General features: G+C 66.1%; 9 protein-coding genes. 5 read left to right on the top strand and 4 right to left on the bottom strand.

Features of this window, described 5'->3' with window-relative positions:
* Positions 1-1,113, bottom strand: a complete 1,113-nt coding sequence (locus tag ACFWU5_RS06515) for an AI-2E family transporter (RefSeq protein WP_379266352.1) — start codon at positions 1,111-1,113, stop codon at positions 1-3.
* A 121-nt stretch (positions 1,114-1,234) separates the two neighbouring features.
* Complete coding sequence (locus tag ACFWU5_RS06510; RefSeq protein WP_379266351.1) at positions 1,235-3,487, bottom strand: SDR family oxidoreductase; 2,253 nt, start codon at positions 3,485-3,487, stop codon at positions 1,235-1,237.
* Between the two features lie 235 nt (positions 3,488-3,722).
* Between ACFWU5_RS06510 and ACFWU5_RS06505 the strand changes: the two genes are divergently transcribed.
* Positions 3,723-4,565 (top strand): SGNH/GDSL hydrolase family protein, encoded by an 843-nt coding sequence (locus tag ACFWU5_RS06505; RefSeq protein WP_379266350.1) that lies wholly within the window; start codon positions 3,723-3,725, stop codon positions 4,563-4,565.
* A gap of 3 nt (positions 4,566-4,568) precedes the next feature.
* Here ACFWU5_RS06505 and ACFWU5_RS06500 read toward each other — a convergent pair whose 3' ends face one another.
* Positions 4,569-5,840, bottom strand: a complete 1,272-nt coding sequence (locus tag ACFWU5_RS06500; protein WP_379266349.1) for a glycosyltransferase family 87 protein — start codon at positions 5,838-5,840, stop codon at positions 4,569-4,571.
* An 83-nt stretch (positions 5,841-5,923) separates the two neighbouring features.
* Positions 5,924-6,355 carry a MarR family winged helix-turn-helix transcriptional regulator gene (locus ACFWU5_RS06495; protein ID WP_379266348.1) on the bottom strand — a complete coding sequence of 144 codons (432 nt, stop codon included), beginning with the start codon at positions 6,353-6,355 and terminating at the stop codon, positions 5,924-5,926.
* A gap of 58 nt (positions 6,356-6,413) precedes the next feature.
* Between ACFWU5_RS06495 and ACFWU5_RS06490 the strand changes: the two genes are divergently transcribed.
* The 4 genes from ACFWU5_RS06490 to ACFWU5_RS06475 all read left to right on the top strand — a co-directional run bounded on the left by ACFWU5_RS06490 (position 6,414) and on the right by ACFWU5_RS06475 (position 11,032).
* Positions 6,414-7,433, top strand: a complete 1,020-nt coding sequence (locus ACFWU5_RS06490) for a hypothetical protein (protein WP_379266347.1) — start codon at positions 6,414-6,416, stop codon at positions 7,431-7,433.
* Between the two features lie 204 nt (positions 7,434-7,637).
* Complete coding sequence (locus tag ACFWU5_RS06485) at positions 7,638-8,444, top strand: type IV pilus biogenesis/stability protein PilW (protein ID WP_379266346.1); 807 nt, start codon at positions 7,638-7,640, stop codon at positions 8,442-8,444.
* Between the two features lie 97 nt (positions 8,445-8,541).
* A complete protein-coding gene (locus tag ACFWU5_RS06480) occupies positions 8,542-8,916 on the top strand; it encodes a hypothetical protein (RefSeq protein WP_379266345.1) in 375 nt (124 codons plus the stop codon).
* A complete protein-coding gene (locus tag ACFWU5_RS06475) occupies positions 8,897-11,032 on the top strand; it encodes a caspase domain-containing protein (protein ID WP_379266532.1) in 2,136 nt (711 codons plus the stop codon). The genes ACFWU5_RS06480 and ACFWU5_RS06475 overlap by 20 nt, the downstream gene beginning before the upstream one ends.
* The last annotated feature ends 71 nt before the right edge of the window (positions 11,033-11,103 follow it).

The following is an 11,103-nucleotide window of genomic DNA, read 5'->3' as shown; positions in this document are numbered from 1 at the left end:
TCAGCGATTCTTGCGGCTGGCTGTTTGGTCGATGCGGGGGTCTTCGGTGACCGCGTACCGCGTGATGTATTCGCTGAGAAACGCCTGCACAGTCGCGGTGGCCGGGATGGCGAGCAGGGCGCCGACCGCACCGAGCAGCGCACCGCCTGCCAGCACCGCGATCAGCGCGACCGCCGCGTTGACGTCGACGGTGCGAGACGTGATGCGCGGCTGCAGGATGTAGTCCTGGAAGAACTGGTAGAACACCGCGAACAGCGCGATCCACAGCACGTCGATGGGGTCGATGGTGAGCGCGACCAGGATCGGTAGCACCGCGGCGAGGTAGGTGCCGATCGTGGGGACGAAGGAGGCGATGACGCCGAACCACACGCCCAGCGCGATGGCGTTGGGCAGGCCCAGCAGTGCCAGGAACACCCCGTGCACGACGGCAGAGATGATGGCCAGCAGCACCCGCGAGTACAGGTAGCCACCGGTTTTGACGATGGCGAGGTCCCAGGCGTGCAGGACGGTGACCTGACGTTGCGGTGGCAGTACCGAGCAGACCGCGCGTCGCAGCTTCGGGCCGCCTGCGGTGAAATAGACGCTGAACAGTGCGATCACCAGCACCTGCGCGACCCCGCCCAGCACCGTCGTCGACACACCCCACGCGTTGTTGGCCGCGTCCTGCGCGTAGTTGCCGACCGTCTCGGATTCGTGCAGCAGGCGTTGGCTCAGGTCGTGAAGGGTGAAATGCTGGCTGAAGCGACGGTTGACCCACTCCACCCCCGAATCCAACAGCCGCGGCGCCTCTTTGACCAGGTTCGTCACGGTGTGCACCAGCAGCGTGACCAACGCGGCCAGGAACCCGAGCACGCACGCGAAGGTCACCACGAACACCACACCGGTGGCCAGCCCCCGATTCATGCCGCGCCGCGCCAGCACCCCGACGGCCGGTTCCATGGCCAGCGAGATGAAGAACGCGACGAGCAGAATGATCAAGATCCCGGTGAGCCGGTGAAAAGCCCAGTCCCCCAACAGGAACAGCCCGAACAGCGCCAACGCGAGCACCATCGCGCGCGGCAACCATCCGGGCATCCGCGCACGAGTGGGCGGCGAGGGCGTCTGGGTTTCCACGCGTTCAGTGTGGACCGTGTTTGTCGGCGAGTGCTGTAGCGACGTGGCCCGATCTTCGGGTGAGTCCAGCCGACCTCGACGACTGCTGGTTCGAGTTCGCCCTGCGCGAGCCGTCCCCAGTTCAGTTCGGCTGGTCGATTCCGAGCCTGATCGATGCGGGCCGACACACCTGCGCAATGGCGTCCCGTTCGGCGGCCGACAAGTTCGAGGCCGCTCCCGCATAGGAGGGATCGAATACCGTTGCGCCGTAACGCAACCAGTCCGGGTCTCGGTCGATGCCGAGGAAGTCGGCGAGTTCACCCAGCGCGCGTTCGGGTTCGGCGATCAGGTCCGCGTAGGACAGCGGGAGTACTCGTTGCACGGGATGCTGGTCCAGTGCGTCCAGTCCGGTGTCGATCAGGTCGGACCACATCCGGGCGAAGCGGGTGATCGGCAGGTTCAGCGACATCAGGTGGTCGCGGTCGTAGGCGTCGCCGAGGATCGGCAGTAGCTCCGACGGCAACGTGCTCGGGTCGAAACGCCAGGTGTCACGGTGCGATTCGTCGACATCGAGCAGTTCCAAGGCGTCTTGGATCAAGGCCATCAACCGGAAGCCGGTGTGCCTGCTCATCGACACCGCGGTGTCGGCGGCGTCACGATACAGGTGGACGAACTTCGCTTCGGGGAACGTTGCGCGCAGCCAGGGCACCCAACCCAGCGACATCCCGGACCGCTCGACCACGACCGTTCCGCCGAAGCGATGTGCCAGCCACCCGAACAGCTGACGGAAATGCTGGTCGACCGACTGGGTCGGCCAGGTGGCGATTTCGGTCTGCAGTTGGTCGTATACCGCGTCGGGATCGTGGGACAGGTGCGGCAGCGTCATCAGGCTGATGGCGGGAATACCGGTGGTGTCAGCGGCGAAACGGGTGTCGGGCAGCCGCGGGTAGATCAGTTCGGGCATGCCGGCGCCGCCACGCACCATCGGATCGAACAGCGGATGCGGGTCGGCGATCGCGCGCCAGAACGTCTCGGGCGACACCTTCTCACCGCGCGGCAGCGTGGTTCGCACGGCGAGGAAGAACTCGTTGAGGCTCAACACTTCTCGGTGTCGGCGCAGCACCTCGGACAGGGCGGTGGAGCCGCTGCGTCCGGTGGTCACGACGAAGGCCAGGCCGGCGATGGGCGCGACTTCGGATTCGAGCCGGTGCGGGAGAGGGTCGGTCACCGGCGAAACGACCGAGTGTGGTCGACGCGGCGGCTCGGATGAGGGCATTGCGGAGGTTTCGGGTTCCGGATCGGCCCCACTGCAACCGACTCCGGCGAGCAGATAGTCCAGGTCGACGACGATCTCACTGGTGAACCCGCCCAGCAGTTCCCGTGCGCGGGAATTGTCGAACAGCCGAGTGTGGATCAGGTAGGGGACGAATCCGCGGGCGGAGCGGGTCGCGCTGCGTTCGATCAGGTTCAGGTCGGTCGGCGGTTCGGCGACCAGTGTGACGTCCACCGGCGACAGAGCCCGCAGCATATCCAGCAGCACGGCATTGGGAACGTCCTCGTGATGCACCACGTGATAGGTGCTCAACCCGGTCGGCGCTGCCGCGGCCAGCCGGACCATCTGCACGGCCGCGTCATCGACCGGGATGAAGTTCAGGTGTCCGTCCGGATCGCCCACCAGCCGGGTCGGCGGCAACGTGGTGGTCCGACGGCGAGTGGACAGTCCGCGCAGCCGCGACCAGGATTCGACGTTGCCACCGATGGTGGAAATGGTGTGCGAGGGCAGCCCCGCCTGTTGTGGCCGGTCGGAGATCACAATGCTGGGCCGCAACACCACGGTGCGCCGTCCGGTGCGCTGCGCCCACTCGCGCACGAGTATCTCGGCCTCGTACTTGGCCTGCTCGTAGGGCACCTCGAAACCCGAGTCGTGGTGCAGGTCGTGCTCGTACCAGACGTCCACTCGTGTTCGGCCTGCGATGTAAGCGGTGCTGATGTGGAACAGATCCGGTTGCCGCGCACCGGTTTCGGTGAACTCGAGGACGCGTTGCGTGCCCACGACGTTGGGCTGTCGGATGACATCGAGTTCGGCGAGGAAGTTGGTGCTGGCCGCCACATGCCACACCGCGTCGACCTCGTCGGCGAGCTCGCGAAACCGTTGCTCAGTGAACCCGAATCGGGGCTGCTCCAGCTCCACCGGGACCGCGATACATCGTCGGTGCAGCTGCTCGATCATCGATGCGGGTGTGCCGAGCAACTCCCACGCCGTCGCGATCCGCTGCAACGGATCACTGCCGCCCTGCCGGGTGAGCAAGGTGAACTCGTCGGCGCTGTCGCGCAGCAACTCCCGCAGCAGATACGTTCCCAGAAAGCCCGTAGCACCAGTGATCGCATGCCTCATGAGACAACCCCCTTGCCCGCCCGGCAGCTGCCGGTAAGTGCCGAAATGCCAACCAGGACAAGATAACTGACGCGTGCAGGCCTGTCCTGACACGAGCGGCGTCAACGCGGTGGGTGCTCTGGGCACGGTTCGATCGGGCAGATCCGGGTCTACGCGCCCAGCTGACGGGACTACCCGAAATCGAAACCGAGTTCGGGGGGCGGGGATAGAATTGCCCTGATCAAGGGGGTGCACGATGAGGAAACGCCTGCTGCTCATTTCGGCTTTGCTCGGTCTCACTGCTATTCCGGGCACCGCCGACGGCTCGCCCATTCGCTATGTCGCGCTGGGTGATTCGTACACGTCCGCGCCCGGAATGTTCACCCCGGTTCCCGGTAGCCCGCCACTGTGCACGCGCTCGATCTTCAATTATCCGAATGCGCTGGCCGCGGCCACCGGGTGGGAGTTGATCGATCGCAGTTGCGCGTCGGCGATGACCGAGCACATGACCGTGGCCCAGTATGCGGACCAGCCACCGCAATTCGATGCACTCGATGCGAGTACGCAGATTGTCACCTATCAGGCCGGTGGTGACGACAATGGGATGTTCCAGACGTTGGTGCTGTCGTGTGTGGGGCTGAATGTGACCAACGCGTTCAATGTCGGTGCGCCCTGTCGGGATATGTTCGGTAGCCGGTTCGATGACGAGATCACCGCGGGCGCGCCGAAGATCGGGGCCACGATCGCGGAGATCCATACCAGGGCGCCCAATGCCGAGGTCTATGTTCTCGGCTATCCAGCGGTGCTCCCGGAGGTCGGCAGTTGCTGGCCGCAGGTGCCGCTCAGTGACGGCGATGTGGCGTACACCCGCGATATCGAGAAGCACCTCAACGCGGTGTTGCGCGAGCAGGCCGAAGCCAACGGCGCCACCTATGTGGACCTGTACACGCCAACCATCGGGCACGACACCTGTCGCGACGCGGCAACCCGCTGGGTCGAGCCGCCGATCCCCGGCCATCTCAACGCCAACCCGGTGCACCCCAATGCGGTCGGTCAGGTAGTCACCGCGCAGATCGTGCGCGACGCCATCGGCCGCTAGCGCTTACGTGCTGTGCGCGGGCTCCTCGACCACGGCGGTCGCCTTCGCGGGGGCCTTCGACCGGCGGGAAGTGACCAGGAACAGCACCACCAGTCCCACTGCCAACCACACATACGTGTCGCCGATGATGTGCTGATCCCACGTCCACGAGGTCTCGCGGTGTTCGCCGTCGGGCAGGAAACTGTGCGGTGCGATCACGAAGACCGCGGCGACCACCACGGAGGTGGCGTACCAGCCGCGAGCACTGCGCGCGGGCAGGGTGCGGGCGTGGCAGACCATGGCCAGCAGCGCGGGCGCGATCCAGACCCAGTGGTGCGACCACGAGATCGGCGACAGCAGCAGGGTGAACACGGCGTTCAGCGACAGCGCGATGGCCGGTGCGTCGGCGGCCTTGCGCATCGCGGCCACCACCAACACCAGCAGCAGCGCGCCCAGCACCAGCCAGAGAACATCGAACGGCAGCCCGGTGATGTGCAGACGGGCCATCACAGCCTGGATCGACTGGTTCGTATGGAAGGCCGAACCGCTCAGGCCGGATACATTGCCCAGTCCGCCGAACCAGTAGTTGGTGGATTCCTTGGGCAGGAACGCGAACGAGGCGACGGTCGCGATCGCACCGGTGGCCGCGGCGGTGGCGGCGGCCTTGTAGTCCTTGCGGACCAGGAAGTAGAGCACGAACGCGGCCGGGGTGAGCTTGATGGCCGCGGCCAGGCCGATCAGCATGCCGCGCGGGTAGCGGGTTTTGGGCAGCAGGCAGTCGGTGGCGACCAGGACCATCAGCAGCAGGTTGACCTGGCCGAAGTCGATGGTCGCGCGGACCGGTTCCAGCAGCATCGCCGCGGGGACCGCGCAGGCGGTCACCAGCAGGGCGGCCTGCTTGCGGTCGGGGTGGTAGCGGCGCGCGACCAGGTACAGGGTCCACGCCAGTGCGGCGACCGACACCACCACGTACAGGATCTTCGCCGTGGCCCAGGGCAGCAACGCGAACGGTGCCAGCGCGATGGCCGCGAACGGCGGATAGATGAACGGCAGGCCGATGCCGATCGAGGTCTTGGGCAGCTGCCCGTACATGTCGGCGCCGTCACGCATCGCCTCGATGCCCAGGCGATAGACCTGGAGGTCGATGAAGCTGCCGGAATACCGTTCGAAGGGCCAGATCGGCGTTTTCACGCACACGACCGAGATCACGGTGAGCAACACCGGCACCAGCCACCATGCTCGATTGATCGGGCGAGGGGCATGCTGCTGCGCGGGGTGGGTGGTGTCACTACTCATCCGCGGCGACTATACCGACTCGGGTGGGCCACCGGGCAATCGCCCGCGGCTGGCTGTGACGTGCGCAATAGCTGCGCGGATGCTCACTGCGCGAGGTTGTAGCGGATCAGATAGTCGGCCAACGCGGCGACGTCGTCGTCGGTCCAGTCCGCGAAACGGGACTGGAAGGCCTCGCGACGACGGCTTTCGGCCTTGCGCGCCACGGCCTCGCCCTCGGCGGTGGCGCGCAGGATGTGGTTGCGCCGGTTGCCGGGGTCGACCTCGCGTTCGAGGTAGCCGAGTTTCTCCAGCGCCCCCACCTGCCTGCTGACGGTGGACTTGTCGAGCAGGAACTGTTCGGCGAGGTCGGTGGCCAGGCAGCCGCCGCGTTCGCGCACCAGATCCAAGATGCTGTAGGCGACCAGACTCAACTCGGGGTGCAGCTCGGCGGCGCGCCCGCGGGCCCGGCGCGAGAAGGCGGTCAGTTCGCGCTGGATCGTGTCGACGGCCTGGGCTCTTGCGTTCTTCGCGTTCATAGTTGTACTATACAACTATACTTAGTTGCATTTACCAACTGTTTGGAGATTTCCTTCGATGACTCGCGCACAGTTCCGGCACATCGCCGGGCACCTTCTCACTCCCCTGCTGATGTGCCTGGGCATGGCGTTCGCCTACCTCGGCGCGTTCCACCAGCCTGCCCCGAACAATCTCGAGCTGGCCGTGGTCGGCGACTCCCCGCAGTCGATGGTTCTCGCGCAGACGATGAAGGACAAGGGCGGCCCCGGCCTCGATGTGATCACCGTGCCCAACCGTGCGGCCGCGATCAATGGGCTCAACAACCGCGAACTGACCGGCGCCTACGTGCCCGACGCGACGAAGCCGGAACTGCTGGTCGCCACGGCCAGCTCCGATACCAGCGCGATGGCCGCGGAGGTCGTGTTCCGGTCGGTGGCAGATCATCAGGGCGTGCCGCTGGTGGTCACCGATGTGACGACCAAGGCCGGCGGTGACCCGACGGGTCAGGGGCTGTTCTTCATGCTGGTCGCGTTGAGCGTGGGTGCTTACGGCAGCGTTGCCGTGATCGGCGCGGCCGGTGCGGCGCTGCGGATGCGCGTGCGTGCCGCGGTGGGTGTGGTGACGGCGGCGATCGTGGCGATGATCGCCGTGCTGGTCGCGGGCCCGGTATTCCACGTGATCGACTCCGACTACCTGAGCGTGTTCGGGATCGCCTGGCTGTACGCCTCGGGCATCATCTTGATCGGCGTCGGGCTGCACACATTCCTCAAGCGTTGGACCACGCTGGCGCTGATCACCCTGTTCGTGATGCTGAACTTCACCACGTCCGGTGGCGTGTACGGGCCCGAGCTGCAGAACGGCTTCTTCGGTGCGTTGCACTCGTTCTGGAACGGTGCGGACTTCCTCGAAAGCTTGCGCAACCTGCTGTACTTCGACGGTGGTGCCGGGTTCGGTGCGCGCCTGTTCGGGCTGTTCGCGTGGTTGGCCGTCGGTCTGGTGCTCGTGGTGGTGGCAGGTCGGTACGAAGCGCGTCACGCGCCGAAGCCGGTCGCGCCTGCCGCGGTCGAGGAGGAGATCGGCGAGTCGGTCGCTGTCTGACCGTTGATCTGTCGGGGGATGCCCCGGTGAAACCTGTTGCTTGTCGACGGGATTCGCCGGGGCTTTCTCGTTTCTCGCGGGGGCATCGCCATTGTGCGAATCGCCCACGTCCGCGCGTAGACGCGAGTACGGTGTAGCGCGAAACCGCGGACGTTCTGGTGCCGCGAGGGGGTTGCGAACAGTGTAGAGAGTGGGGCGTCACCGATGAATGATCCCGGCGTGCGACGCGGCGACCATGTCCCGCTCGACCAGCGTTATCACGGTGCCGATCCCATCGAATGGTGCGGTGCGGCGGTCTATCCCATGTACACCGAGGCGCTACCGGTCGGCACGACCGCGGTGCATCTTCGCGCACTGTCGGTGATGGCACCCGAGGACGTGACCGGGTTGGGTCTGGGTCTGTCGGTGCACGACGGGCACGTGAACCTGAACGGCAAAGCCCTGCCCGGAGTCGACATCTGGTACGAAGCGCTGGTCACCGGGATCGACATCACCGTGACCGCCGACGCCCCCGATGCCCTGTTCACCCTCACCCCCGTCTGGGTCGCCGAATCGGGCACCCACCAATCGTGGACCGGCAACTACGGCATGGTCGTGGACCTGCTCCCCGACGGCGCCTCGACCCTGTGGTGCAGCACCGGCCCCGGCACCCCCGACTTCAACGAACTGGTCGTCGAACTCACCACCGGCCCCGCCACCCGCGTGGACCCCGTCCCCGCAGCCGAACTCACCGCACCCCTGTCCCCCATCACCGCCGCCCCCCAATCCCCCGACGTCGGCACCGCCCTCTACGACCTGGGCACCGCCATGCACGAACGCGGTGAACACGATTCAGCCCGCCTGCTGTGGACCCAAGCCGCCCGAGCAGGCCACCCCGGCGCCGCCTACGACCTGGGCACCCTGTTCTACCAGGCAGGCGACGACGAAGCCGCACAACAATGGTGGCAAACCGCCGCCCACGAAGACCCGCGAGCGGCGGCCTCCCTCACCGCATTATTGGAACGACCGTGATGCCACGAATTCCAGCCAAGATCATCACCAGACATGCTGCGGTGCAGTAGGATTCGCGATGCGATAGACCGTTGCGCCTAGGCATGGGGGATTCGAATTGCCCGAGTTGACGATCTCGATTGCGGACACCACGGACCCCCAACAGCTACTGCGGTCCCTGTATGACGAAATTCTCGTCGATGACGAACTGCGGCCCGCCGAGAAGGCACTGGTCAGCGCGCAGCCCGACCCGTCGAAAATGGGTGCGGGGGAAATCATTCAGATGGTGCTGACCGACCCGGTGTTCATCGGCGGCCTCACCACCTGCATCACGGCATGGCTGGCGACCCACCGAACCAAGCTCAGCCTCGTTTTCCACGGACCCGCGGGAAAGACAGAAGTGTCAGTGGACGCGGGAACCTCGCTGGGCAAGAAGACTATTCGCGAAGCACTGGAGCGAGCACTTGACGGCAATGCGCCTGCCGGACAGTGAGCGATCGCGGGCCGTTTTGGTCGGAATGTCCGCGTATAAGAAGGCACAGGATTTCGGTGTTCTCGAGTCGGTGACGACCAATCTCAAACGACTGGAGAGCTTCCTGCGGGAACACTCCGCGCTGCAGCACGTTTCGACAGTTCCCGATCCGGAGAACAGTGTCACGGTGCTGGACGCGTTGCATAGTGCCGGCAGTGAGGCCACCGATCTGCTGCTGTTCTACTACGCCGGTCACGCGGTGCCGTTGGACAAGGATCTGGGCCTGACCACCGACAGTTCGCATCGGCGGTGGCCGGACGCCACGACCATCGCGTTCGACCTGATCCGGCGAGAGATCAGTGCCTCCCCTGCGGTGGTAAAGGTGGTCATTCTCGATTGCTGCTACAGCGGACGCGCGGTTGCCCGACGCCCGATGGGCAACGCCGATCTGCCCCTATTGGACTCCAACACCTTCGATATTCAGGGCGCGCTCGTGCTCGCGGCCACCGACGGCAAAACCGAAGCCGAGGCCGAAGGTCGGGACGGGTGCACCGCCTTCACCGGCGAACTGCTCGACGTGCTGCGCACCGGCCACCGGTCGTCCGATGAATTCCTGACCTTGGACCAGACCTATCAGCTGCTCGACAAGCGCCTGCGGCAACGCAATCTGCCGAAACCAGCTGCCGCAGTGAGCAATTCCGCCGCGCACCTGGCCTTGACGATCAACCACGGCAGGATCCTGGGAACCGCAGTCGATGCCGATACGGAGGGATTCACCCCGTCGCGCACTCTGGTGCGGGATTCGTCGATCCTGCACGATGTCGTCCAGCACGTGATCGACGGACGGCTGCCGATCCTGCGCTCGCTGAATCCGTACACGCTCGGCGTCACTCCATCGCCGGTGGGCAACACCGAAACGCACGGTGACACCGACTGGTACCTGGACCGTACCTGCAACAACGTCGACCAGCGGCTTCTCACAGCGATCCGCGCGGGCGCTGCGGCCACGGCGAAGAACACCGGCGAGAATCAGCTCGTTCTGGTCACCGGACCGTCCAAATCCGGAAAGACCCGCACCGCGTTCGAAATGCTGCGCAAAGCCATCCCCGACGCCCTGCTGGTGGAGCCCGTGCCCGGCCGGGTCGACGCGGTGGCTCATCATCCCGCCGTTCGCGATTCGATGACCCCGGTCGCGGTCTGGCTCGACGATCTGCACCGTTACCTCACCCACGACAACCCGATCACCAACGCCCAGATCCACGCCATCGCGCGGCGGCTGGGACCCACCGTGTTCATCGCGACCATCCGCACCGAGCGGTATGCCGAATTGCTGTCGGGGATCACCGAACCCACGCGCGAGACCCGATTGCTGCTCGAGCGCGCTCGCACGATCGAGTTGCGTCCCACGTGTGACGACGCCGCCGAGGATCAGCGCGCGCGGCTCCTGTATCCGAAACGGGACCTGTCGCGTGGGCTCGCCGCCCACCTCGCGGGCGCTCCCGCACTGCTGACCTGGTACCGCAGCGCCGAACCCATCGAAACCACGCTGGTTCGCGTCGCCATCGACTGGGTGCGCGTCGGCCGCCCCGACCCCATTCCGGAATCGGTGTTGATCGAGCTCACGGTCGAGGCGCTCGCCCAGGACTACGCGGAACTGGAACCGACGGCGCAGGAGATCAGGGATGGTCTGCGCAAAGTCCGCAACGCGCCCGCCGCGAACGGCCGGGTCGCCGCCCTGACCACCCACCCGCAGCCGGGCCAGAACCGCGCGTACACGCCGTTCGACTACCTCGTGGCGGCGGACGACGGGCAAGAGGGCGAACCACGCCGTATTCCGGAAGCGTTCTGGGACAGCGCCATTCAGGATGCCAGCCCCGAGCAGGCGCATGCCGTCGGCCTCGCTGCCGAGTCACGCCGGAATCCGCAGGCGGCGGTCGCGGCCTGGCTGGTCGCCGCGCAAGGCAACCATCGTGATGCCATGTTCGCGTTGGCCTACTACCTGGCCAACAAGATCGACCCGCCCGATCACGAGCTCGCCGATTACTGGGACGAGCAGGCCGCCGCGCATCCCGACCAGCACGGTGGGTCGCGGCGGCACCGCCGACGGGGGCCCGACCAGGGCGACAGGTTCCGCTGAACGCAGAACGGTCGGGAGCACACGAAAAAGCCGCCACTCGCGATGATTCGCGAGCGGCGGCTTATCGGCGT

The organism is Nocardia sp. NPDC058640, assembly GCF_042716995.1.
Taxonomy (GTDB): Bacteria; Actinomycetota; Actinomycetes; order Mycobacteriales; family Mycobacteriaceae; genus Nocardia.
The sequence above is the reverse complement of the archived record's forward strand: the minus strand, read 5'-3'. Positions and strand labels throughout refer to the sequence as shown.

Excerpts from the sequence above, each read along its gene's own strand:
- ACFWU5_RS06495 (WP_379266348.1), bottom strand. The coding sequence starts at position 6,355 with ATGAACGCGAAGAACGCAAGAGCCCAGGCCGTCGACACGATCCAGCGC.
- ACFWU5_RS06475 (WP_379266532.1), top strand. The coding sequence starts at position 8,897 with ATGCGCCTGCCGGACAGTGAGCGATCGCGGGCCGTTTTGGTCGGAATG.
- ACFWU5_RS06510 (WP_379266351.1), bottom strand. The coding sequence starts at position 3,487 with ATGAGGCATGCGATCACTGGTGCTACGGGCTTTCTGGGAACGTATCTG.
- ACFWU5_RS06490 (WP_379266347.1), top strand. The coding sequence starts at position 6,414 with ATGACTCGCGCACAGTTCCGGCACATCGCCGGGCACCTTCTCACTCCC.
- ACFWU5_RS06500 (WP_379266349.1), bottom strand. The coding sequence starts at position 5,840 with ATGAGTAGTGACACCACCCACCCCGCGCAGCAGCATGCCCCTCGCCCG.
- ACFWU5_RS06485 (WP_379266346.1), top strand. The coding sequence starts at position 7,638 with ATGAATGATCCCGGCGTGCGACGCGGCGACCATGTCCCGCTCGACCAG.
- ACFWU5_RS06505 (WP_379266350.1), top strand. The coding sequence starts at position 3,723 with ATGAGGAAACGCCTGCTGCTCATTTCGGCTTTGCTCGGTCTCACTGCT.